Annotated in this window: 17 protein-coding genes and 4 pseudogenes; 6 read left to right on the forward strand and 15 right to left on the reverse strand. The window is 62.1% G+C overall.

Annotation, left to right across the window (positions count from 1 at the left end; translation table 11 throughout):
* Positions 1-910 precede the first annotated feature (910 nt).
* Complete coding sequence (locus CJ177_RS43320) at positions 911-1789, forward strand: polysaccharide deacetylase (RefSeq protein ID WP_095870784.1); 879 nt, start codon at positions 911-913, stop codon at positions 1787-1789.
* 247 nt (positions 1790-2036) lie between these two features.
* Here CJ177_RS43320 and CJ177_RS43325 read toward each other — a convergent pair.
* Both CJ177_RS43325 and CJ177_RS49640 read right to left on the reverse strand, forming a co-directional pair.
* A pseudogene (locus tag CJ177_RS43325) lies at positions 2037-2389 on the reverse strand (3-hydroxyacyl-CoA dehydrogenase family protein); the annotation flags it as partial.
* A gap of 115 nt (positions 2390-2504) precedes the next feature.
* Positions 2505-2633 (reverse strand): annotated as a pseudogene (locus CJ177_RS49640) (transposase); the annotation flags it as partial.
* Between the two features lie 536 nt (positions 2634-3169).
* Between CJ177_RS49640 and CJ177_RS43335 the strand changes: the two are divergent.
* Positions 3170-3571: pseudogene (locus CJ177_RS43335) on the forward strand (transposase); the annotation flags it as partial.
* Between the two features lie 8 nt (positions 3572-3579).
* Here the strand turns inward: CJ177_RS43335 and CJ177_RS43340 are convergent.
* Entirely contained in the window at positions 3580-4614 is a 1035-nt protein-coding gene (locus CJ177_RS43340) for an IS110 family transposase (protein ID WP_095870785.1), read from the reverse strand.
* 214 nt (positions 4615-4828) lie between these two features.
* Between CJ177_RS43340 and CJ177_RS43345 the strand changes: the two genes are divergently transcribed.
* Positions 4829-5569: an IS701 family transposase gene (locus CJ177_RS43345; protein WP_179443439.1), complete on the forward strand. Its 741-nt coding sequence runs from the start codon at positions 4829-4831 to the stop codon at positions 5567-5569.
* A 500-nt stretch (positions 5570-6069) separates the two neighbouring features.
* Here the strand turns inward: CJ177_RS43345 and CJ177_RS43350 are convergent, their stop codons facing one another.
* The 7 genes from CJ177_RS43350 to CJ177_RS43375 all read right to left on the reverse strand — a co-directional run bounded on the left by CJ177_RS43350 (position 6070) and on the right by CJ177_RS43375 (position 12340).
* Complete coding sequence (locus tag CJ177_RS43350; RefSeq protein ID WP_179443440.1) at positions 6070-6438, reverse strand: EthD domain-containing protein; 369 nt, start codon at positions 6436-6438, stop codon at positions 6070-6072.
* Positions 6439-6518: 80 nt separating this feature from the next.
* A complete protein-coding gene (locus CJ177_RS43355; RefSeq protein WP_218835190.1) occupies positions 6519-7406 on the reverse strand; it encodes a VOC family protein in 888 nt (295 codons plus the stop codon).
* 141 nt (positions 7407-7547) lie between these two features.
* Complete coding sequence (locus CJ177_RS47135; RefSeq protein ID WP_143548810.1) at positions 7548-7796, reverse strand: hypothetical protein; 249 nt, start codon at positions 7794-7796, stop codon at positions 7548-7550.
* 953 nt (positions 7797-8749) lie between these two features.
* Entirely contained in the window at positions 8750-9388 is a 639-nt protein-coding gene (locus CJ177_RS43360) for a hemerythrin domain-containing protein (protein WP_095870789.1), read from the reverse strand.
* A gap of 490 nt (positions 9389-9878) precedes the next feature.
* Entirely contained in the window at positions 9879-10721 is an 843-nt protein-coding gene (locus CJ177_RS43365; RefSeq protein WP_095870790.1) for a mycofactocin-coupled SDR family oxidoreductase, read from the reverse strand.
* 37 nt (positions 10722-10758) lie between these two features.
* Positions 10759-11841, reverse strand: a complete 1083-nt coding sequence (locus tag CJ177_RS43370) for an IS630-like element ISRjo2 family transposase (protein WP_095870791.1) — start codon at positions 11839-11841, stop codon at positions 10759-10761.
* A gap of 109 nt (positions 11842-11950) precedes the next feature.
* Complete coding sequence (locus tag CJ177_RS43375; protein ID WP_218835191.1) at positions 11951-12340, reverse strand: nuclear transport factor 2 family protein; 390 nt, start codon at positions 12338-12340, stop codon at positions 11951-11953.
* Positions 12341-12687: 347 nt separating this feature from the next.
* Between CJ177_RS43375 and CJ177_RS43380 the strand changes: the two genes are divergently transcribed.
* The gene (locus tag CJ177_RS43380) at positions 12688-13509 is read left to right on the forward strand and encodes an alpha/beta fold hydrolase (protein ID WP_095870793.1); all 822 of its coding nucleotides are present in this window, start codon (positions 12688-12690) and stop codon (positions 13507-13509) included.
* Between the two features lie 165 nt (positions 13510-13674).
* A pseudogene (locus CJ177_RS43385) lies at positions 13675-14552 on the forward strand (IS5 family transposase).
* A gap of 115 nt (positions 14553-14667) precedes the next feature.
* Here CJ177_RS43385 and cofC read toward each other — a convergent pair.
* The 5 genes from cofC to CJ177_RS43410 form a co-directional block, all read right to left on the reverse strand.
* Positions 14668-15288: a 2-phospho-L-lactate guanylyltransferase gene (gene cofC / locus CJ177_RS43390; protein ID WP_218835192.1), complete on the reverse strand. Its 621-nt coding sequence runs from the start codon at positions 15286-15288 to the stop codon at positions 14668-14670.
* Positions 15289-15320: 32 nt separating this feature from the next.
* Entirely contained in the window at positions 15321-17852 is a 2532-nt protein-coding gene (locus tag CJ177_RS43395; protein ID WP_257015000.1) for a bifunctional FO biosynthesis protein CofGH, read from the reverse strand.
* A gap of 440 nt (positions 17853-18292) precedes the next feature.
* On the reverse strand, positions 18293-19798 hold the full coding sequence (locus tag CJ177_RS43400) for a class I adenylate-forming enzyme family protein (RefSeq protein ID WP_095870796.1): 1506 nt from the start codon (positions 19796-19798) through the stop codon (positions 18293-18295).
* 465 nt (positions 19799-20263) lie between these two features.
* The gene (npdG, locus tag CJ177_RS43405) at positions 20264-20926 is read right to left on the reverse strand and encodes an NADPH-dependent F420 reductase (protein WP_095870797.1); all 663 of its coding nucleotides are present in this window, start codon (positions 20924-20926) and stop codon (positions 20264-20266) included.
* A gap of 55 nt (positions 20927-20981) precedes the next feature.
* Entirely contained in the window at positions 20982-21989 is a 1008-nt protein-coding gene (locus CJ177_RS43410; protein ID WP_179443443.1) for an LLM class flavin-dependent oxidoreductase, read from the reverse strand.
* A gap of 462 nt (positions 21990-22451) precedes the next feature.
* Here CJ177_RS43410 and CJ177_RS43415 point away from each other — a divergent pair, with 462 nt between their 5' ends.
* The gene (locus tag CJ177_RS43415; RefSeq protein WP_257015041.1) at positions 22452-23765 is read left to right on the forward strand and encodes an amidohydrolase family protein; all 1314 of its coding nucleotides are present in this window, start codon (positions 22452-22454) and stop codon (positions 23763-23765) included.
* Positions 23766-23872 lie beyond the last annotated feature (107 nt).

Here is a 23872-nt window from a genome sequence, read left to right on the forward strand (position 1 = left end):
GACAGCATTGCCGTGCGTATCGCACGTGCTATTCCGCTGCGGTCTAATGTCGTTGATGTGGTTGTGGTTGACAGCGGCATTTCAATGTCGATCTTCACGCGGCGGTCGTTGAGACGATCGGCGAGGCCACGTGTCATCCTATGATTGGTGACTTCGAGCTCGACGTAGAGGAGGTCTGCGCCCCAATTCTGTTGTAGAGGTGGGCGATGTGATCGAGTATCCGGTTATAGTTGGAGAAGCACGCACTCGGGCACCTCCTCATCCGGGGACCTCAACCACGACGATGATTTGTGAACGTTTAGTGCTTCGAAGGATGCGCGGTGATCCTACCAAGAGTAATGGTCAAGGAAGCTATGCGGCAGCACATCGGGTATACGTGCACGAGAGGCCATTGCGCAAAGGGGCGACGTCGATTTCCTCGGCGGAAGTTTAAGGAACCACCGAGGAATGATCGCGACGGCGGGTTCGGTTTCGATCGCACGCGTTCATATTCCATCAACGTCGAATAGACACGGACGGAGTTGACGTCTGCTGTTCCCCTTCTGAGAGCGTCCAGCACGCGGGTCGGGGTGCGCTCATTCAGTTTCACACGAACGCGTGGGAATACTCTCTGAATCGATTGAAGGTATCGCCTCCTCGCTAGAGGGGAGTGCGTTTTCGAGTTGGTCCCGCTGGTGACCGGTCGGGCGTTGGCTGTGCGCCTGATGGGGCGCTGAGGTGGTGTAGATCCATCCCGTTCGCCTGCAACTGGATTCGGTCTCGGCGAGCGACGGGTGGAGATAGGAGGGTGCAGTGTCGGACGAGAGTGCCGCGGCTGCCGCTCCGACTGTCCTGCGCTGCCAACTGAGCCGATCCTGCGGGTAGTCAATTTGTGTGTTTGGCTCCGAATGATTGTGGTACGAATATAGCTATGACCTCACAGAACGCCGGTTGGCGACAGGGAGCGGCTTGTGTTGCCGCACTTACCTTCGACGTGGACGCTGAGTCGCCAGTTCTGGCGGAGGGAAGGCGATATGCCGACCACGCCATGGTGATGACTCATCAGGCCTTCGGACCCCTCGTCGGCGTGCCCCGTATCCTCCAGATGTTGAAGGACGTCGCGCAGCCGGCCACGTTCTTCATTCCGGGCTTGACTGCTGAACGCTACCCCGCGATGGTGGAACAGGTCATCGATAGCGGCCACGAGATCGCGCACCATTCCTACACGCACCGCACGCCCACGTCCATGACGCCCTCGGAGGAGCGCGCCGACTTCGAGCGCGCTTTGAAGGTGCTCGATCGATTCGGCATTACTCCTGTAGGGCATCGGGCAGCGCTGTGGGAAGCGTCGTGGCAAACGCCGTCCTTGGTAGCTGAGTACGGGTTGAAGTACGACTCCAGTCTCATGGATTTCGATACTCCGTATCGCTTGGAAACTCCAGCAGGGACGATCGCTGAGCTGCCCCCGCATTGGAGTCTCGACGACTGGGAACAGTACGCGTTTCTGCCAAATCCACGTCTCGGTGAAGTGATTCAGTCACCGCTTACCGTGGCCGACATGTGGATTCACGAGATCGATGCGATGCGCAGACACGGAGCAATGTTCATGCTGACCTGCCACCCATTTCTCAGTGGTCGAGCCGGTCGGCTTGAGGCGTTGCGCACCGTAATTGAGACCGCCATGGAACGAGGTGACGTCACGTTTGCAACGTGTAAGGCGATCGCGGAGGCAACCCTTCGCGACCCAGATCTGGAGGCGAGGAAGCTCGAGCCTGTCTCAGTTCCAGCTGATCTCTACCCGCTGGAGTGAGAGTACTACGATGTCTAACCTCGATTTTCGGTCAGGTTATCGACCCGAGATTTCATCGGGGGGCGGAAGCGTAGTTCGCGGTCGTTCCACCAGGGGATGCGTACGCCGCGGTCGGCGTAGCCGGCGTCGATGAGGACCGGGTGGTAGGTCCGCGGGGCGAGGTCGACGGTGACAGCGGTGTCGGTGACGTGCAGGGTGCCGGTGGCGTCGAGGAAGTGCCGCCAGCTTCGGTCCGGGGTGGCGTGCTGGCGTCGACCATCCGTTGCAGCAGAACCGATGGTGCGTAGTGCCGCTCGCGGAACTCGGTGTAGAGCGATTCGGCGATGGCGAGGGTGACGTCGAGTCCGATGGTATCGATCAGCCGGAGCGGGCCCATCGGATGTGCACAGCCGTCGACCATGCCGGCATCGATGTCCTCGGCGCTGGCGAAGCCTGATTCGAGCATACGTACAGCCGCGCACAGGTAGGGGATGAGCAGCGCGTTGACCACGAATCCGGCTTGGTCTTTGGTGTGGATCGCCTTTTTCTGAGGACGTCTCTCGCGTAGGAGGTGGCCCGTTCGGTGACGGCGGGGGCGGTTTCGAGGGACACCGCGATGTCCCCCGGTCGCGGTGGAACTTAGTAAGTGTTTGGAAATGGTCACGATGCGCGGGTCGATTGCGATCTCATGAGCCCGATCATGGCCCACTTGATGAACGCCTCCGAATGGGCGGAGGCGCTCATAGTCGTGGTCGAGGCGGCGACAGCGCACCAGCCACGACAGCGTCCGTTCGATCACCCAGCGGTGCGGTAGGGCAGCAAACCCACGCTGCCCCTTGGGTTTCCGAACGATATCCAGTGCGATGCGGCAGTGCGTGTTGACCCAGGCGACCAGCTTGCCGGCGTGCCACGCGGGCGACTGCGTTGATGTTGATGGGGCGCCCTGGCCTCGGAGATCCCGCAATGCTCTATCGATGCTGTGACGGGCTCGTTGCGATCGGCGGCGCGCGTGTTCGCGTAGCCCGTCGACGATCGGCGCGGCGGTCTCATCGGCTGGCCCAGGCCGGGGGCGAGGAGCATGGCAGGCGGTGCGTGCACGTCACGGTGTCCGCGCCCCACTGTGTGCGCACCCTCGTTCACCCCATCGTGCGGCCACATCAGGCGATGAGGCGCCAGCATGGTCGCCGATGTGGCGGTGTAGCAATGTTCGACCCACTTGGCGATCAGCCGCGGGCGCTCCACCTCACGCTCGTCCCATCCCGGTTCGGTCTTGCCCCAGGTGTGGGGGTCACCCCCAAAACGATCTACAACCATCCCGATCTAGTACTACAGTCGCGTTTATTTTGATCTTGTCGGTGTGTCGGCGCAGGTTCCGAGAGTCGCAGGATGCATGGTCCGTGTGTGGGCGATGATGTGTGCGTGGCTGAGGTGCGGGTGTGGGCGGAGGGGCTGGCGGAGATCGATGCCTTGATCGGGCATCGTTTCGCCAGGTCCGAGCCCCGCAAGCATGCGGTGGAATATGTGCGGGGGTTGCTCTCGGGCGAGGAGCGGAAGAATTCGTGGACCCTGTCCGAACGCGCGGGCGATCGATTGCCGGACGGGATGCAGCGACTGCTCTCGACGGCGGACTGGGATCCCGACGCGGTCCGCGACGACGTACGCGATTATGCGGTCGATCATCTTGCGGATCCGTCCGGTGTGTTGATTCTCGACGAGACCGGGTTCTTGAAGAAGGGCACCCGCTCGGCCGGGGTGGCCCGCCAGTACTCGGGCACCGCGGGCCGGGTCGAGAACTGCCACTTGCTCCTCTGTCAAGCAGCGGTAGCGGAGCCCATCAATGGTCGGTCTGCGAGCATGGCGCGATAGACGACATCGGAAAGTCTGCGCTTGAGGATGCGCAGAGCTTCCATGCCACCGTCGCCGTTGGCCTTACGCCGGGACATGAGTGCACGAGCATCGTCGTGGCAATGAGCCTGGGTGAGTGCGATGATATGGATTGCTGCATTGAGCCGCCGATTTCCCGTACGCGAGAGACGATGTCGTGCGCGGTTCGACGACCACACCGGCAGCGGTGCGGTTCCGTTATGGCGGGCGAAGGCATCCTTGGACCGGAAGCGATCAACGCCGGCGGTCTCACCGATCAGCTTGGCCGCCGTCAGCGGCGCGCATCCGGGGATGGCCAGCAATGACGGTGCCAGCACCGTGATTCGGGTGGTGATCTCGGTGGCGAGTTCCTTGATCTCGACGGTGAGGCGCCGGAGATGGTCGACGAGGCGCGTCGCCAAGTCCGACACGAGCCCCGACAACTCCGACAGGAAGGCCTCGATCTTGTCGTAGGCGCTGGCCCGATCCAACCGCTTCGGCGGTGTCCAGCCAGGATCGAGTTCGTGCAGGTGCCAGCGAAGCCGCCCGATGATGCGAGTCCGTTCGGCGACGAGATCGTCCCTGTGATCGACCAGCAGCCGGACTTCTCGCTCCATACCGTCGAGACGGGCTTCCGGTAGGTTTGGCTCCCGAAGGGCGGCACGGGCCACCGCGAGCGCGTCGATCGGATCAGACTTTCCGTAGGTACGGGCACCGTCGCGCACATTCGCCATCAGCTTCGGCGGCACGCGCACGACCCGTTCTCCGGCGGCCAACAGGTCCCGCTCCAGGCGGCGGCTCAGGTGCCGGCAGTCCTCGACCGCCCACATGCGATCGTCGCATTGTTCCGCGCCCCATCGCAGCAGCGCCAGATGGTCCTTGCTGGTGGTCCGAATGGTTCTCGTCGACAGCTGGCTTCCGTTCTGATCGGCGACAACGGCCGTATGGGTGCGCTTGTGCGCATCGATCCCGATGACGATCATGGTGGTATGTCTCCTGCCCTGCTAGTGGGTGGGATGGCATGGGCCGGTCGATCGGCATATCCCAGTCGGGGCGACGCCACGCTCCTCTCAAGCCAGGTCGGCCGGTCCTTGTCGTGTCGACCGGCCGCAGAACTGGCAGAAGCCACGAAGGCAGATCGCGCGGTAGAGCGAACCGGTCAACACCTTCAATGGTGACACTGGGATCGGGGTGTTCTTGACCTATGCCACTGCGGCGGGTCGAACGCTGATCGACCGAGAGCTGTACCTGCCCAAAGCCTGGACCGACGACCGTGACCGGTGCGCGCAGGCCGGGATCCCCGCCGAGCGCGAGTTCGCGACCAAACCCGAGCTGGCGATCGCGATGCTCGAACGCGCCGTCGCCGCCGGTGTTCCGGCACGATGGGTCACCGGAGATGCCGTATACGGGCAGGTGCACCGGCTCCGTGCCCGTTGCGAGGAACTCGGATTGTCCTACGTGCTAGCTACTTCGGTGAACCAACACGTCATCACCGTCGACGGCGCCGAGCTCCGTGCCGACGAAGCGATGGCGGCGTTGCCTGCCCAGGCGTGGCGGACCCGCTCGGCCGGTGACGGCGCGAAAGGTGAGCGACTCTACGACTGGGCGCGCACACCGGTGCGCGGGGTGAACTGGCCGACGGCGGTGTACTGGCTCCTGGCCCGTCGCAGTCGCACCGATCCGGAGGATCTGGCGTACTACCTGTGCCACTGCCCGGCGCGCACCACCTTGACCGAATTGGTCACCGTCGCCGGAACACGTTGGGCGATAGAGGAAACCTTCCAGACCGCGAAGGGCCAAACGGGCCTCGACCACTACCAGGTTCGGCAGTACGCGGGCTGGTACCGACACATCACCCTCTCGATGCTCGCGCACACCTTCCTCACCGTCACCCGGTCAAAAAGGGGGCCCGAGAACCCGGCGACGACAGCGAGTTGATCGCACTGAGCGTGCCCGAGATCCGACGGCTGCTCTGCCACCTGATCTGGACGTATCTACCCGACCCCCGCCACGTCCTCGCACGCTCCCACTGGCGCCGCCGCCATCAACACCGAGCCCGACAATGCCACTACCGAGCCCGAGGACACCTGCCCTAAACGCGACTGTAGTACTAAGCCTGCGTCGCGTCCCGTGAAGTGTCGATCGATACAATCTGCTTCAACCGTCCTTGCCGGAATGGATAACCGCCACAGCATAATTGGGGTCCATCATTCATCGTGAAAGCACCGTGTGGGCGGTAGCTGTGATCGTGGGTTGAGGCGATCAACTTCAAGCACGTCATTCTCGACTTCTTTGACAGCGAGTGGACATCTAGATCGGGTTGCAGTGTGAAGGCTCGTACCACGGTGACGGGCGGAATGGACCGACGTTGCCGTCGTCCTCTGTGTGCGGGAACCGCTTGCGGATACGGGCGACCTGTCGGCGTGAGGATCGTGACGCTAGATTTTTCTTCTTTCGTGGGCCAGGATGCACACGATCGTGCTGCGGTCACAAAATTCGTCCTCGTCGGCAGCGAGTCGCTGGTTGGCCTTCTGTCCTTCCGGTGATGCGAAAGCTTGCGCCATGTCTTCGGCACTGTCGAACCACAGTTCAGCGATGAAGTCTGGCATATCAGCGGATCCCGATCTGCCGGATGAGACGATGTCCGCCTGTGGCACGTCGAGGCGGACGCACTGAACATACTTTCTGATATGCAGTGCGTCCGAGACCTCGATCGCGAGTGGACCGTGATGATTGTTCCAGTAGTCGTCAAACTCGGCGAGCGTCAGCGATGGCTTGCGCTTTCCCGTCACAATGATTTTGATCATGGTGTGAACTCCCTCGGTCCGGCACCGGGCCAGGCCGGAGCGGTATAGCAATGACGGCAAATGTGCCGTCAGCGGAATCGTTACGATCGGTCGACTGGTGGTATGCCGTAGTTGAAGATGTCGCCGGGGACTTGCCCGTCCCACTGATTGACCCAGAATGGGTCGGCTTCTGCCCATTCGAACACTGCGCGCTCGCGATCGTAAATAAATTCAAGATCGGTGTACAGCTCGATTACGGCTCCGCACGGCTCGACAGCATATGCCGCGATGTTGTGTCCAGCGCCGTGTCGTACCGGACCCCACAAGAGCTTTCGTCCGTCTTTGCGAAGGCGATCACCCAATCGGCCAAGATCGACAATGCTCTGCGTCTGCCACGCGTGGTGGTGCAATACGCCTGGCCCCTTCTCCTTCTTGAAGATTGCGATGCCGTGATGGTCGACGTTGCAACGCAGGAAGAACGCCACATCGGTACCGACCCGCTCGGATACCCGGAAGTCGAACGTGTCGACGAGAAAATTCTTCATTCCGACGGTGTCATGGGTCAGCAGGTTGATGTGGCCATAGCGATCCGGTCCGAACCCGCCCGGCCGCTGGTCCCACTTCTCCATACCCAGATACACATGCCAGGTAAAGCCCTCCGGACCGACGAACGCGAACCCGGACTCGATGTGGGTTTCGATGGGTTGCTCCGCCAGGATGCGCCATCCGCCACGCCGCACCTTCTCTCTGATGGCATCGAGTTCGTCTACGTTGGGAGCTACCAAACCGATATGGTCGACGGCGTCCTGATCGGATTTTGTGTAGATGATCTCGTGATGGGTGTCGGTTGCGGAAAGGTAGACCTTCTTGTCAGTACTGTCGACAGCGAAGAGGCCGTAGATGTCTGTCGCGTTCCTGACGGACTCGCTGAACATCCGCGTCTGGAGCGCGACGTAACCCATTTCACTGATCGAACCGTTCGCTTGCATTGTTTGTCGTGGACCCTTCGATTTGGCGATTGTCTGTACGTCAGGAATGAACGCGTTCGGCCGGACCTCCCACTCGAAGATCGGGCGCTGAGCCGTTGCCGGCATAGCCTCGTCAGCGAACTTGGCTATGATGCACGTAGCTCAGTAATACTGTGGTCGAGGGGTTTCGGATCCATCCGCGTGGCGCATTGCCCACTGGGGAGGCGGCCGCGCTCGCGCGGGCCGCGACGCCGCCGAAACAACCCGCGCAGCGTTGCCCTCGCGAAACGATATCGTCGCGTTCCCGATCAGATTTCGTTCAGGCTGCTCGACGCTCGTCGAATCTTTGAGGTCGGTGCAGGCTTCCTCGGCGGCCACAACGGACTCATCGAGTCTGAAGAAGCGGTCCATGACACGCTCGTCCGGGTAGTGCAATTGCTGAGGTTTCCGAGCCCATTGAGCAGCCCACTTGAGCTCTGATAAAGGTGTCCAGGCCCCGGGCTCGTCTGTTGCCTGCGTGGACGTTCCGAATGGTCGACGGCGTGCTGACTCGGTTCCATGGGGGCAAAGCGGCGGGGCATTTCATGCTCATCCTTACTCAGCGAGGGCGTCGGCCCCACCTGCTCGACAGGCGTGGGTTTGTGGGCCTGTCCACATGTAACTCCGAAAATGTAAGAATGTCAACGAGATATTCGAACATATATTGACGCTGATGGAAGTGGTGAGGTCCCTCCGTGGTGCCGACGGCGCCCCGCGAGCAGCGGGCGTTTCAGACCAGCGCTCGAGGACGTCTACCGGTATCAGGATGCGCATCTCCCGTGGGATGCGGTGCTTCGGCAAAGTTCCTTGGCCGGAGAACTTTTCAACTTGGCCCCGACCGACGTCGGCGCACCATCACCCGGCTCCTCGGCAGATTGTGGCAATAGGGCTCAATCACTGCGAACCACTGCCGTGACCTGGCGGCGTCGTGGTCTCTGGGACGCTCGATGGCGTCGGCCCGGCATGGACACCCACGCGATTCCTGCTACCCGACGGAAAGCTTGTCAAGTGGATCGAAGGCAATCGAATCGATTCGCCAGGTGGATCCGTTGGCGTGGTTCCGGCAGCGACGACCACCCGAGCATCGAGAACATGGACCGATGGCCCCACGCGAAGCTGCCTGGTGACGAGCGACAGTGCCAGACGTCGGATATTTTCGAAGATAGATCGAGTGGGTGCCTGTTTGATGCGGAAGGCGTTCACGCCCGGCTGTGAGCGACCGTATGGGAGATCATGGTGGCTCCCTGCATGTGTGTCGATCTTGGTTGGCGTTGGCCCATGAAAGGCCGGTTGTTGGCTGTCGGGTTGCGTCCTCGAGCAGGCGCTCAAGCGGTACGAACTCGTTCGATATACGGTGCGTACAACTCGACGGCTTCGCGCTCGTATGCCGCCTGAATCGGCGGTGGCAGCAGGACTGTGAACTGGGCCCACTCTTCTTCCGGGCATTCTTCGTGCATCGCTGCCAGCACAAGGAGCGACTTCGGTACCCCAAGTCCGCCGAGGGCTCTCTCTCCCAGCTTATTCCACTCATCCTGGCTGAGCGCCTCTGCGCAGACCGGAAGGATACTCTCTTCGTGGTCGAGGTGTTCGATCATGGGACGGCGTAGCTCGTCGATCGAGCTCGCCAGTGTCTCCCGGGCACTGATGTCGGCTGACTTCCGCCACTGCGCGAGACCGTCGGTGACACGGGCGATCAGCAAAGCAAGGTTCGCATGTTCGGACTCCAACGAGGCGAAGGATTCTATACGGGCGGGCAATCGTTCTTGCAGGCGAGGCCACAGGAGTTCGTCTTCAGTTTCGTGATGATGGTGCAGGAGATTCAACAGAAGTTCGAGGTGTTCTCCGACGACACCTGCTCGCCCCGTGTCGCGGTCCTGCACTTTCCTCACCAGTGTCGACGTCTGTTCGAACTCCCGCCGGAAGACGCGATGAACGATGATCATGTCTTGCACCAATGCTGTCATGAGTCAAGCACCTCACTTTCGGAAAAAGTATTGCGAAGATAAATCAGATAATCGTCAAATCGCTGATATCTAGGATTGCAATGCCCGTTTCATGGCATCGCCTGGTGGCGTTCCTGTGGGTTTCAACTGGAGGTCGGGAACCGACGTCGAGGACGTATCTCTGCGCGATCAGCGCTCGCGCACAGATCCCGGTTCCTTACGGGCCGAGTCGCGGCCTCGATCTTGCGTATTCATTCGAGCAACACGCAGTCCGCCTTGCCCGGACCATCCAGGCGCACCTTGCAGTTGCTACCGAAGTTGTTGCCCCCCGGATTGCATCGAATCATGCGGCCCAATTACGTTGGTGGACACAAGCTGAACCATGCGGTGCGAGACTGGGTGGAAAGCCGGGCCGGCCCTGCGAACCAGTGCCGACCCGGCACGTATGCTCTGCGAGTGAAATGGAGTGTCGACGTTCACCGGCTATTCCACTTAGAGATGGACCGACCATTCACATGTGGTTCGCGGCGTATCCAGCGCCGACATCGATCGTTCCTCCCGATACGTAGCGGGCGTCGTCGGACGCTAGATATACGACGGCTTTCGCGATGTCCTCTACCGGAATGAAGGGAACGTCGGGAATGTAGTGCAGATTGCCTTGATAGACCTTCTTGGCCACGTCCTCGTCGGTCGGGTTCTCCAGTTCGGGGTTGTACAGTCCGCGGAGGTAGTCGTTCTTGACGATCAGTGTGTCGACCATCCCTGGGTTGATGGCGTTGACCGTGATGGAGTGGCGGCCGAGTTCCTTAGCAGCGGACTTCACGAGCCCGATGATTCCCCATTTCGATGCGGCGTAACTTGCGAGGTTCTCGGCGCCGTGCCGACCCATGCCAGATGCAGTGGCAATAATTCGGCCGTATTGCCTCTCGATCATGTGCGGCGCAACCGCCCGGATCGCATTGAAGACACCGTTGAGATTGATGTCGATGACTGTGGTCCAATCTTCCACAGCGGTATCGGCAATGGGACCCCCAATGTACGCACCGGCATTGGCGACGAGGATATCGATCTGGCCGAGCTCACTGATCGCAGAAGTAGCAGCAACGTCGATGGCGGCGAAATCGCGAACGTCGGCAATCTTGGTCACGCAACGGCGATCGAACTTCTCCACCTGTGCTCTGGTCTCGTCCAGGTCGCCGGGCGAGGTCATCGAGTAAGGGACGTTTGTGATCTGGTGATCGATGTCGATCGCGACGATGTCGGCGCCTTGCTCGGCCAAGGCAATTGCGTGAGCCCGACCCTGTCCGCGGCCCGCACCGGTAATCATGGCTACCTTGCCGTCGAAACTTCCCATCAGTTTTCTCCTTGGGCGCTAGTGGTGTGTCTCGGATTTAGTTGATCTTTTCCAGTGCGACGCGGCCGCGGGCGACCTTGGCGAGGATGGATTCGGCGGTCGCGGTCCATTCGTAGGGTCGGGGGTTTTCGTTGTGGGCGTCGAGGTATTCCTCGATCGAGGCGATGAGGTGCGGTACGGAGTGAAAGACCCCGCGTCGCAGAGCTTTATCGGTCAGCTCTCGGAACCAACGTTCGACGAGGTTGAGCCATGAGGAGGAGGTGGGAGTGAAGTGCAGGTGGAACCGGGGATGCTTGTCGAGCCAGGCCCGGACCTTCTCGTGTTTGTGGGTGGCGTAGTTGTCCAGGATCAGGTGGATTTCCAGGTCCTTGGGCACCTCGCGGTCGATGGTGCGCAGAAATCGCAGGAACTCCTGATGGCGGTGGCGCGGCAGGCACTGGCCGATCACGGTGCCGGTGAGGACGTCGAGCGCGGCGAACAAGGTGGTGGTGCCGTGACGCTTGTAGTCGTGGGTCATCGTCTCGCCGCGGCCCTTGATCATCGGGAGCGAGGCCTGGGTCCGGTCGAGGGCCTGCACCGACGACTTCTCGTCCGCGCACAACACGATCGCCCGCTCGGGCGGGTTCAGATACAGACCGACGACGTCGACGAGTTTGTCCTCGAATCGTGGATCGTTCGACAGCTTGAACGTCTCGACCCGGTGCGGCTTGAGTCCGCGAGCGGACCACACGCGCTGGACGGTGTCCTTCGAGACCCCGACCACCTCGGCCATCGTCCGGCAACTCCAATGAGTCTCGCCTTTCGGGCGGTAGTTCTGCGTCAGGTCCACGATCTCATCGATCTTCTCCTGCGGGATCGAGGGCTTGCGACCACGACCCTTGCGCACCTCGCCCAACCGCGCCATGCCGTCCTCGGCGAACCGCACCCGCCAGTTCGCCACCGAGCCTGGCGATACCGACAACGCCTGCGCGATAGCCGTGTTGGCCACACCCGCGGACGCCATCAACAGTGCCTTGGCCCGCACCACCTCACGGTGTGCCCCCGACTGCGACCGCGCCAACGACTCAAGCAAAACGCGCTGCCCATCGGAAATCTCCAAAGCGGGTACCGGATGCCTCATGTAGGGATTCTATCGAAGCGATCCAGAATTATTTGCGAGACACACCACTAGTTGTAACGTGTAGAGGCACGTGTGTGCTGGCCAGAATCTGACGTACTGAGCCGCTCACTTAGCCAGCAACTGCCGCCGTGGCCGCGAACATCGCCGTGACTGTGGAGACGTCGAAGTACTCTTCGATGCGGGAGACCTGGCCGGCGTCCACCTGCATGAACATCGCAGCGTCGAGGTCGACTCGCTCTCCGTTGGGAAGTACGCCATGCAGTGTATGGGTTTGAAAGACCCCGCCCGGAACCTCCACCCGCCGTTTCACTTCGAACTTCACGCTCAGCATTCCCCCGAACAGCACTGCAAGCGATTCCAGATTCTCGTCGACAGATTGATCACCTGCGCCGTCGTTGTGCCAGATGGTTGCGTCCGGTGCATACAACCGTCGTAGTCCTTCGACGTCAGCGTTCTCCGCGGCTTCGAAGAAGCTGTTCACTACTTCATTCACACTCACATGTGTCTCCTTGATCGTTTGGCGCAGATTGTTTCGCCAGCATCGTCATCGTCGCCGCGAGGGCGGCAACGGGGGGCGGGGAGGATCGAGCACCCTGATGTGACGGTAGCCACACTTCTGCGATTATGCAAGGGATAGTTGAGTATTCCGACAATTGTCGAGTAGTCCGGTCTCGCATGGTTCCACCAGATCATTCGACCGGGTCCGGTATCAGGTCGGGAAGGTCGCCCCGGGCTGCCACGCACAGCCTGCAACGCCGTGTGTTGTTGCCCTGGCGGTTGATTGGTAACACCTGCAGGAAGAATCCGTAAGAGGATTCTCAGAGAACTGATTTCGGAGGAGAAGGAATGACCAGCGGCATCGATGACACCATCACCACCCTGACCATCTCGCTGCTCGACATCGACGTCACCTACGCCCGCGCCGGCGACGGGCCTGCCGTCGTCCTGGTTCACGGACTCGCCGAGGATCACCACAGCTGGCGCGCCGTACAGGAGGCGGGTCTCGCCGTCACCACCTACGCCTACGACCTGCGCGGACACGGACAGACCACCGTCGGGTCACCGGAGGGCACCCTCGGCCAGCTGCGTGACGACCTGCTGACCTTCCTCGAGGAGGTCGCCGGACCCGCGATCTGCGTCGGGTTCTCCCTCGGGGGTACCGTCGTCCTCGCCGCCGCGGCACAGCGCCCGGATCTGGTGAGCAAGGTCGTTGCTCTCGGTACCTCGCGTGTCGTCGGCCGGGGCGCCGCAGGCTTCTATGCTGGACGGATCGGGCTCTTCCGCGGCACCGACACCGCCGCACAGCTGGAGGCACTACGCTCGGATACCGCTGCCGCGCTGTTTAACCCCGCTTCCGAAGTGGATGAAGTCACCCGTGCCGGGGTCGCCGCGGTCGGCGACGGACAGGGTTACATCAACGCCTCCACGGCGATGGCTGCACTCGTCGACGCCTCCCTCACACCGGAGTTGCCGAAGATCGGCCCCGGTGTCGAGGTGGTCATCATCGGCGCCGACCACGACTCCTTTTGCCCGAAGAAGGCCGCGGACATCATCCTCGGTGCCATCGAGCACGCCACCTACGCGGAAATCACCGGCGCCGGCCATCTGATGCTGGTCGACCAGCCAGCGCAGTCGATCGCACTGCTGCAACAGACGCTCGACCTCTGACACCCCGAACGCGTACCGCCACTCGAAAGGCCAACAGATGTATGAACGTCCGACCGCCCTCGTCACCGCCGCCGCAGGTGCCGGAATCGGCACCGCCATCGCCACTCACTGGCGCCTAGAGCGTGTCTGCTTAATGTTTGATGCTTGATGCGTGATGCTGGGTATGTGTTGCGCGCCGACGAGATCCCCGATGACCTGTGGGCTGTGATCGAGCCCGTCCTACCCGCATCGGCGGGCCGAAGGGGGCGTCCGTGGAACGACCACCGGTTGACCCTGGAAGGAATCGCCTGGCGGTTCCGAACCGGATCACCGTGGCGCGATCTGCCCGAATACTTCGGCCCGTGGCAGTCGATCTGGGAACGGCATCGCCGCTGGTCCGACGACGGCACCTACATCCGGATGTTCGCCGCGGTGCGGGCGGCAGCCCCCGAACGAGAGGAACAGCTCGAACGTCTGCTGTCGATCGACTCGACGATTGTCCGCGCCCACCAGCATTCGGCCGGCGCCCTGACCGATGCGCACACAGGGGGCTCGGTCGAATGACAAGAATCTGGCCAACGAACCCGCCGACCACGCACTCGGCCGCTCCCGCGGCGGGCTGAGCACCAAGATCCACGCCCTCACCGACACCTTCTGCTGCCCGCTGACGCTGCTGCTCTCGCCGGGACAGGCCGGCGACAACCCCTACCTGGCGCCGCTGCTCGACGCGCACCGCGCCCACGACACCGCAGCGTTCCGCCTGCTGGCCGACAAGGCGTACTCGCACCCGAGCACCCGAAAGAACCTGCGGGAACGCAGAATCTCGCACACCATCCCCGAACGCCGCGACCAGATCCGACGTCGCAAGACGAAAGGATCGGACGGGGGTCGACCGCCGGCCTTCGACAAGGACCGCTACCGCGGACGCAACACCGTCGAGCGTGGTTTTCGGGCGTCTCAAGCAGTGGCGCGGCATCGCCACTCGCTACGACAAGTACGCCACCACCTTCCTCGGTGGCGTACTCTTCGCTGCGCTCGTCATTCATCATCGCGTCCGTAAATAGCAGACACGCTCTAAGCTCTCGGGCATATTGTTACTCCGCCGCGGCGGGGATATTCGGTTCGTCGGGCGCTGCCGTGTGGCCGAACTCGCCAGCGGCCATGCCGCCCGCAGCATGCTCAGGTGGATTGATTTGCGATACTCGCACCAGCCAACGATAGAACTTTGGTGGTCTCTACACCTAACCTCAGCTGTTGCCGATGATCTAGATCGTTGAGTACATCTACGTCGGAGCGTAACTCGGGTACTGGAACACCGAGTGTTGTGAGGCCGGCTTCGGCGTGCGCTCGGGCTGAGTTCGGGCCGAGCCTGTGGACTACCGTGTCCACCGACGCTGCAGTCACACACGTTGTGCCGTCGCCAGTTTGGTCACCCAAGAAGGCCTGCTTGTGTTCGCGTGCGGCGTGAAACAGCGCGTCGAAGGCCTCTGCGGTCGCAAAGGGTAAGTCCGGGAGAACGACCGCCACTGGCCCTAAATGGCCTGTCTTCCGCAGCTCCTCGACACCGATGTCTACCGCCGCTGTAAGCCCGGTTTCGTTATCGGTGACGACGTCGCATCGTGCCTGAACACATCGGTATATAGTTGTATCGCTCGACACCACAACGATCCGTTTCACTTCTCGGCTTCGTTCGAGCGCGGCGATCGTGTCGAGGAAGAACGCAAGCGCGAGTTGCGAGCGCAGTGCATCCGAACCCGTGGAAAGTCGACTCTTGCCCGTCTGCAGGGATCTGATAGGCACGACGACTCCGTAGCGGTCGTTCTCGGTTGTGCTTACAGACATCGAACGGGGCTGGCTGTTTGTAGTCGGGCGTGGGTGGTGGTGCGTTCGCGTGCCGGGCGGCCGATTCCCTCGGCGATGGCCCGCAGTTCGGCGACGGTCTTCTCGGATCCGTGCTCCGAACCCGCCATCCGGGAGATGGTCTCCTCCATCAGGGTGCCGCCGAGGTCGTTGGCGCCGCCCTGCAACATCACCTGGGTACCGGTGACCCCCAGCTTGACCCAGCTGGTCTGGATGTTCGGGATCCGCCCGTGCAGCATGATCCGGGCCAGGGCGTGGACGGCCCGGTTGTCCCGGTTGGTCGGGCCCGGACGGGACGCGCCCGCCAGATACAGCGGCGCACTCTGATGCACGAAGGGCAGCGGGACGAATTCGGTGAATCCGCCTGTCCGGTCCTGGATTCCGCGCAGCACCCGCAGATGCCCGACCCAGTGCTTCGGGTTGTCGACGTGCCCGTACATCATCGTCGAACTCGACCGCAGACCCAGCTCGTGCGCCGTGGTCACCACCTCGATCCAGGTGGCGGTGGGCAGCTTCCCCTTGGTGAGCACCCAGCGCACCTCGTCGTCGAGAATTTCCGCGGCCGTGCCGGGAATGGTGTCCAGACCCGCCTCGCGCAGTTCCGTCAACCAGTCCCGGATGCTCTGCCCACCGCGGGAGGCGCCGTTGACGATCTCCATCGGGCTGAACGCGTGCACGTGCATCGACGGCACCCGCGCCTTCACCGCACGCACCAGATCGGCGTACCCGGTGACCGGGAGCTCCGGGTCGATGCCCCCCTGCATGCAGACCTCGGTCGCGCCCGCGACGTGCGCCTCCCAGGCCCGGTCCGCGACCTCGCCGGTGGACAGGGTGAACGCGTCCGCATCGCCCTTGCGCTGCGCGAACGCGCAGAAACGGCAGCCGGTGTAGCAGATGTTGGTGAAGTTGATGTTCCGGTTCACCACATAGGTCACCTCGTCGCCGACGGCGTCCTTGCGGAGCGCATCGGCCAGCGCCACCATCGCCTCGAGCCCCGGACCCTCGGCCGTCGCCAACGCCAGGTATTCGTCGTCGGTGCAGCCCGCCGGGTCACGTTCGGCGCTGCGCAGCGCCGCGAGGACGTCCGTGTCCACCCGCACCGGGCCGCTCAACTCCAGCACCTGCTCGCGGACGGTCTCCCAGTCCCCGAACGCGCTGCCGAGGTCGCTGCGCGTCTCGGTGTTGCGGCCCTCGGTGTCGATCTCGGTGTTCAGATCCACCCGGCCCGCCGACTCCCAGGACTCGTCCGGCTCCTGCCACGGCAACCCGACCGGCGTGGTGTCGAGCTTCGCCAGCCCGGTGTGCGGGTCCGCGAGGGCCTGCACGTGCCCGGTGATCCGCGGATCGATCCAGGGCGAGCCGGCCAGCACGAACTGCGGCTGCGCCGCCGTGCGCTCGGTGAGCTCGAACCCGGCCTCCGCCGTGATCTCGGCCAGGGTGTCCAGGTTCGGCCACGGCCGCTCCGGGTTCACGTGGTCCGGGGTCAGCGGCGACACGCCGCCCCAGTCGTCGACACCCGCACCCAGCAGCGCCAGGCACTCGGTGTTCGACACCAGGTTGGGCGGCGACTGGATGCGCATCCCGGGGCCGAGCAGCAACCGGGACACGGCGATGGTCGCGGCGAATTCCTCGAGGCCCGCGTCCGGGGTGTCGCGCATCGCGGTGTCGGGCTTGGCGAGGAAGTTCTGGACGATCACTTCCTGGACGTGCCCGAACGCCTTGTGCGACTTGCGGATCGCCATGATCGATTCCGCCCGTTCCCGGACGGTCTCGCCGATACCCACCAGAATGCCCGTCGTGAACGGCACACTCAGCCGTCCGGCGTCGGTGAGCGTGCGCAACCGCACCGCCGGATCCTTGTCGGGGCTGCCGTAGTGGCACTCACCCTTGTCGGTGAACAACCGGGTGGACGTCGTCTCGAGCATCATGCCCATCGACGGGGCCACCGGCTTGAGGCGGGAGATCTCCTCCCAGCTCATCACACCCGGGTTCAGGTGTGGCAGCAGCCCGGTCTCCTCGAGGACCCGGATCGACATCGCACGCAGGTAGTCGAGCGTCGAATCGTAGCCGCGCTCGTCCAGCCACTGCTTGGCCTCCGGCCACCGATCCTCGGGACGGTCGCCCAGTGTGAAGAGGGCTTCCTTGCAGCCCAATTCGGCACCCTGCCGGGCGATCTCCAGCACCTCGTCCGGTTCCAGATACGCGCCGCGCCCCTCGGCCCGCAACTTGCCGGGCACGGTGACGAACGTGCAGTAATGGCACTTGTCCCGGCACAACCGCGTCAGCGGAATGAACACCTTACGCGAATACGTGACAGCCTTGGGTCTGCCCGCCGCCAGCAACCCGGCGTCCCGGACCTTCGCCGCCGACGAACACAGGTCGGTCAGGTCGTCGCCGCGGGCCTGCAGCAGGGTCGTCGCCTCGTCCACGTTCAGAGTGGCGCCGTCACGGGCACGTCGCAGCACCCGCCGCATCCCCGACGGGGGTCGAGCCTGGGTGGTCATCAAACGGTCTACTGTCAACTGGAGTCCTGTCATGTTCAGTTCGGATCGTAGGCAACTTCGTACGCCCGTTGTTACATCCGTTCGGATATCCACCGCCAGTGGCGAGATAGAGAACCGAAATGCGTAAGTTGTCTATCTTATGGATCGACCCGCTACTCAGTAGATCCGAACAGCCCCGTGGGTGGGTAGTCGAAGCTTGGAGACATATCGTGCTGGTCGACTTGTGGATAGAAGTCGTTGTACATGTCAATCCATTGGATTTGTCGCCAAGACGCCACGCTCGCTATGAGGTTCGTGATCGTTCGCAGAGGACCGCCTTGTACTAAGAACTTAATCCAGGAAAGGGGTGCGAGGAGAAGTATCAGAGGCACAGAACCATTTCCAATCTCGAGTGCCGGCGCCTCGAACCGCTGCGTCAAGTCCCGGTGGGACGCCCCCTATCAAACTTTGAGCTGTCGCTTGAGGATCTTGCCGGTGGCGTTCTTTGGCAACTCCGTGCGGAACTCTATGCTTCGGGGCTTCTTGAAGGAGGCGAGACGGTCGCGCACGTGCGCAATAAGTTCCTGTTCGTTCACCGTGATGCCGTCTTCCGGAACAACGAAGGCGCGAATGGACTCCCCCCACTCTGGATCCGGAGTTCCAATCACTGCGACCTCTCGTACCGCCGGATGGGTTAAGAGTGCCTCTTCGACCTCGCGTGGATACACGTTCGACCCGCCTGTGATGATGACGTCCTTCGCCCGATCGGTGAGATACAGGTACCCGTTTGCGTCGAGGTGCCCTATGTCGCCGGTACGGAGCCATCCGTCGTGCACAGTCTTGTGCGTCGCCTCCGGGTTTTCCCAGTATCCACGCATGACTACGTCACCCTGCACCCAAACCTCGCCGTCCTGATTTTCAGGTGCAGACTCGTCGCGGTCGTCGACTACACGCACTTGAACACCGGTGAAGGGACGTCCGCACGCCCCTCGTTCGGCACGCCCACGCCCTTCCTTACCGACTAGTTCCGATGCGGGCATTACCGTAATCGACATGGGAGCCTCACCCTGACCGTATATTTGGGTGATGATCGGGCCGAATGCCTCGATCGCGACAGATAGGTCAGCACGGTACATCGGCGCACCTCCGACGACGATGCTTCGCAGGGTAGAACCCTCACGCGGGGCACGACCCGAAGACGTAATCAATCGTCGCAGCATTGTCGGCGCCAAGAAGGCTGCGTGGGTCACCTTCTCACGTTCGATCAGGTCGAGAAACTTCGCCGCGTCGAAGCTCGGCTCGGAGTAGATCACATTAGTTGCTCCGCGTGCCAGCGCCGGGAGCATATACAATCCACTTCCGTGCGTCAGGGGAGCTGCATGCACGAAGACGCTTCCTCGCTCCACTGAGTCGACATCGGCCAGATAGTGCAAGGTCATGGCCAACAGGTTTCGGTGGGTAAGCGTGGCCCCCTTGGGGCGTCCGGTGGTTCCGGACGTATAGAATAACCAAGCCGGGTCAGTCGGGGCGGCCTCTGCCGGCATTTGCGGGTACCGGGGGAGAAGAAGCGATTCGATTAGCCCCTCCGCGTGCAGGACTGCGATACCGGCGTCGGTTGTATCAATATTGTCAAGGACGCTCGCGGTCTCCGACGAAACCAGGATGGCGCGTGCCCCGGAGTCGTTGAGCGCATACCTGACCTCGTCGCGGTGTAGATGCGAATTCAATGGGACAGTGACCATTCCCGCCCACAACGTGGCCCACAGAACGGTCAGCAGCTCGGGCCGATTCGGCACGCACAGGAGCACTCGATCTCCGGGTGTGAGTCCAAGTTCGCGCAACCGATCGGCGAGTGCACTGATCTGAAGGACGAACTGACTGTAGCTGGCTTCACGATCCGCGTACTTCCACGCGATGGCGTCGGGGTCCCGCCGCGCCGCATCTGCAAGCAGCTGCGCGATGCTCATGCGAGCACCCCTGTGGCGCTGTCGCAATCCATGAGACGAGCGTACGGACCATGCACCGTGGGGACGCGTTTGTTCGCTCGCGCATCTTCGTGTGCAGGAATTCGAACCGACGCTTTCCGCTCGATGAGCGCGTGCACGACGTGGGGTCGGGCAACACCTATGGGACCTATGCGAAGTACGGACATTGGCTTCTCCTGAACGAGTGAATCTATTGATACCCCGCAGCGGGGGCTACGGCCTCGAGACGTTTTGCGCAAGGTCGCGGATTGGTGAGATGGCCTGCGATGTTCGGCGACTCGCGACCAAATCTGGCTGCGCCCTGCGCCATTCGTGACCGCCTGATGGATTGGAGCCAGCATTCGGGGACGTGACCATGTGGGAGAGCCTTTTTCGGAAACTGGTTTACGGATCATCACCCATTACTTCGTATCCTCCTCCTGCGGTGCGAGTGGACCGGGGGATCGGTTAGGAGGCGACTCCCGAGATCGCGAGGCCGGAACGGATCTTGTACCGCTTGTTCACGCTGATCATCACCGCGGTCCATGGTTCTAGTTGGCGGGCCAACCGCAACGCTCCCACGTCGATTCCCGGCTTCCCGGTTACGGACGTTGCCAGATCCATCACCACGTGTTTTGCTGCGACATCATCACCACAAACGAGGACATCTTCATGCTCTAGAGGGCCCGCATGCTTCCACAGCGACATCGCCGCGACGTGGTGGAAAGCGCCCACGACGCGCGCTCCCGGAACTGAGCGCTGGAGCTCTTGCGCGGCGCTTTCGTCGAGTTCGAGTCCGAAAGGACCCTGGGCGTCGAAGCCAAGGGGGTTCACGCAAGAGATCACGATCTTGCCGGTCATGACGTCGGCGAGTTCAGCAACCAGATCCGTATGTGCGTCCCATGGAATGGCCAGCAGGATAATGTCTGCTCGGGAGGCAGCGTCAAGATTGTCTGTGCCTTCGACGTGGACGTCGGGTCCAGCGATCTCGCGTATAGAGGTGACACATTCTAGGGCGCGCACTGCGTTTCGGGACCCGAGCAGTACGGTATGGCCTGCGAGAGCGAATCGAAGAGCAAGGCCGCGGCCTTGAGGGCCGGTACCACCAATGACGGCAATGTTGTGTGTCATGAGTTCCTTTGCGGCAGTTGGAATCGAAGGTCTAGCGGCTGTGCCGAATAGTGCTTCAGTTGGTTTCGGGCATGACCTCGCGGGCGAAAGTCTCCATCATCTTGAGCAATTCGGGAATGCTGCGATAGATGGGCTTCATATCGAGAGTCGTGACGCCGCTTTCGCTGTACTCGCGGATTCGGGAGATCACATCAGCGGGATTGCCGATCAAATTCCGCGCGCCGAGCTCGGCGCCTAGCGATTCTTTGAGAACTCGAGGAAAAGCGTCCTCGGCCGCCGCGGTCGAGTCGTCGAGACGCATGAACAGGTCGAGGACAACGTCTCCGGAGAAGTTGGTGCCGTAGTCGTTGTGAAGTTGCTTGAGGGCGACAATCCCGCCGGCAATCTCCTCCGGCTTGGCATGGTTCGGAAGCCAGGTGAACCCACCGCGGGCGATTCGTTTGAGCGCCGCCGGCGAGTTTCCGGCGATGAGGATTGGGGGCCCGCCCGGTTGAGTCGGCTTGGGGTACATGGCGACGTCCGTGAAGGACAGAAACTCACCGACATAGGACGCCTCGTCCTCAGTCCACAGAGCCTGCATCGCCGCGATGCGCTCGTCGGTCAGCTTGCCGCGCCGGCGTACTGGAACGTCGAGTGCCGCCCATTCCCGGGTGGCGTTGGCAGACAGCACGCTGAGGAATGCGGGGTCGGAATCATTGCCGGCGAGACCAACACCGATCCCCAGGGAAACTCGGCCACCGCTGAGCTGATCGAGCGTAGCTAACTGTTTCGCCGTCATGATCGGCTCTCGGGCAGGTAGCAGCATGATCGAGAACAGAAACCTGACCCGCTTGGTGATTGCCGAGACGTGGGCGTAGGTGACCAGCGGCTCGTATACGTTCCGCAGGTCTTCGACTCCCTCGTCGTCGTCGGTGCCACACGCGATCCATTTGCCGTCGAAAGTGACGTGATCGTGCATCGAAAGCGCCCAGAAACCGAGTTCGTCCGCGGCTTGAGCCACGTCACGGATCGCAGCCGGGTCGCTCACACGATTGGACTGGGGTAGAGCAACGGTGTACTTCATGATTCTCCTCCGTGCAGGCCGCTGCGCGGGCCGTGTGGGCGGTGCGGGCATGCGCGTCTGGTCGTAGAGCGCAACGCTCGATGTCCACGGTGTCGGCGTCCCGTCGCTACGGCGTGGCCATCGTCACATCAAACGCCGATTTATTTAGGAATGTCAAGATGATTGTCGAGTATTTTTGGTTACCCGCGCTCCACCGGGGGCACCCGCGGTCCGGTCGGGACTCGCTGGCCGGGGGTTGTGGAGCGGACGCCCCGATCCTCGCTCGTGAAGATCTTGCGTCGGCGGTCGGATGATCGAACATTTGAAATATATTCGACAATCTATTGACCTAGAGCACGAGACCCGTCATCGTGTGAACAGGCACACATCACAGTCGGTCGGCTGCGACGGGCGATCGCCGAGTAGGAGAACTAGAGAAACATGTCTTCCAGAAAGCTCATCAAGGGTGGCTTCGTCGTCTCGATGGACGATTCGATCGGCAACCGTGCGGACACCGACATCCTCGTTGTCGACGGCCGAATCGTCCAGATCGACCGAGGGATCAGTCCGGACGGCTCCGAGGTCATCGATGCGACCGGATGCATTGTCATTCCTGGGTTCGTCGACACTCACCGCCACACGTGGGAGTCTGCTCTCAGGGGGAGCATGCCCTCCTGCACCCTCGACGACTATTTGGCCACCGTGATCGGCGCCTTCGGACCCGCTTACAGGCCTGAGGACGTCTATGTGGGCAATCTTCTGGGTTCGTTGGAGGCGCTCAACGCCGGCATTACGACTCTTGTTGATTGGTCGCACTGCAACAACACCCCGGATCACGCTGACGAGGGCATCCGAGCGCTCCGCGAATCCGGTATTCGCGCGATGTATGCCCACGGTGTGCCTGCAGGGGCCGAATGGTGGTTCGACAGCCAACTCAATCACCCGGACGACGCACGTCGCGTGCGCGAGCGCTACTTCGCCTCGGACGACGGACTGCTCACTTTCGCTCTCGCGGTGCGCGGCCCCGGAGTGAGCAGGCGTGAGGTTGTCGCTCACGATTGGGCGCTGGCTCGTGAGCTAGAGGCGAGGATCAGCGTTCACGTCGGTATGCGTATCACGGGTGTACACGGGCACGCGATCCGTGAGCTCGCCGACGCAGGTCTGCTCGGCGCCGACACCACGTACGTGCACGCAACCACTAATGCCGACGACGAACTGAAGTTGGTGGCTGAGAGCGGCGGTTCAGTGTCACTTGCCCCATATGTGGAGCTACTGATGGGTCATGGCCACCCGCCGATCGGAAGACTCCAGGATGTCGGCGTGGATCCGTCATTGAGTATCGATGTGGTGACCTCGGTGCCGGGAGACATGTTCACGCAGATGCGGACAGCTTTGGCGTATCAGCGCATCCAGGATTTCGGTGACGATATCGACACCGCATTCGCTCCCGCCCTCCAACATCGCGACGTTCTTCGATTCGCGACTATCTCTGGTGCGCAGGCGTGCGGCCTCGACTCCCGGACCGGCACACTTTCGCCGGGAAAGGATGCCGACATCGTTCTCGTTCGAGGTGATGCGATCAATACCATGCCGGTCATTGATCCAATCGCGACCGTCGTTACCAGCGCAGACGTATCCAACATCGACACCGTCCTGGTGCGTGGCGAGGTGCGCAAGCGTCACGGGGCACTCGTCGGTGTTGACTTGACGCGCCTGCGCAACCTCGCGGAATCGTCTCGGGATCGGATTCTGCACGCCTCGGGAATCGATCCGCAGCGCAACTCCGCGGGTCACTAACGACGCGCTTGTTCGAATATTGATAAAATACTCGAATAATCTTCGAGTAGAAGCCTCCACGCCGTGCTCTAGCTGCACCGTGGGCAGGTATTGCGCAATCCCCTCAG

It is taken from the genome of Rhodococcus sp. ACPA1 (assembly GCF_002300195.1).
GTDB classification, from domain to species: Bacteria; Actinomycetota; Actinomycetes; order Mycobacteriales; family Mycobacteriaceae; genus Rhodococcus_F; species Rhodococcus_F opacus.

Coding starts and splice junctions, on each gene's coding strand:
- CJ177_RS43320 (WP_095870784.1), top strand. CDS start 911: ATGACCTCACAGAACGCCGGTTGGCGACAGGGAGCGGCTTGTGTTGCC.
- CJ177_RS43340 (WP_095870785.1), bottom strand. CDS start 4,614: ATGATCGTCATCGGGATCGATGCGCACAAGCGCACCCATACGGCCGTT.
- CJ177_RS43350 (WP_179443440.1), bottom strand. CDS start 6,438: ATGATCAAAATCATTGTGACGGGAAAGCGCAAGCCATCGCTGACGCTC.
- CJ177_RS43355 (WP_218835190.1), bottom strand. CDS start 7,406: ATGCAAGCGAACGGTTCGATCAGTGAAATGGGTTACGTCGCGCTCCAG.
- CJ177_RS47135 (WP_143548810.1), bottom strand. CDS start 7,796: ATGGACCGCTTCTTCAGACTCGATGAGTCCGTTGTGGCCGCCGAGGAA.
- CJ177_RS43360 (WP_095870789.1), bottom strand. CDS start 9,388: ATGACAGCATTGGTGCAAGACATGATCATCGTTCATCGCGTCTTCCGG.
- CJ177_RS43365 (WP_095870790.1), bottom strand. CDS start 10,721: ATGGGAAGTTTCGACGGCAAGGTAGCCATGATTACCGGTGCGGGCCGC.
- CJ177_RS43370 (WP_095870791.1), bottom strand. CDS start 11,841: ATGAGGCATCCGGTACCCGCTTTGGAGATTTCCGATGGGCAGCGCGTT.
- CJ177_RS43380 (WP_095870793.1), top strand. CDS start 12,688: ATGACCAGCGGCATCGATGACACCATCACCACCCTGACCATCTCGCTG.
- CJ177_RS43395 (WP_257015000.1), bottom strand. CDS start 17,852: ATGACCACCCAGGCTCGACCCCCGTCGGGGATGCGGCGGGTGCTGCGA.
- CJ177_RS43400 (WP_095870796.1), bottom strand. CDS start 19,798: ATGAGCATCGCGCAGCTGCTTGCAGATGCGGCGCGGCGGGACCCCGAC.
- npdG (WP_095870797.1), bottom strand. CDS start 20,926: ATGACACACAACATTGCCGTCATTGGTGGTACCGGCCCTCAAGGCCGC.
- CJ177_RS43410 (WP_179443443.1), bottom strand. CDS start 21,989: ATGAAGTACACCGTTGCTCTACCCCAGTCCAATCGTGTGAGCGACCCG.
- CJ177_RS43415 (WP_257015041.1), top strand. CDS start 22,452: ATGGACGATTCGATCGGCAACCGTGCGGACACCGACATCCTCGTTGTC.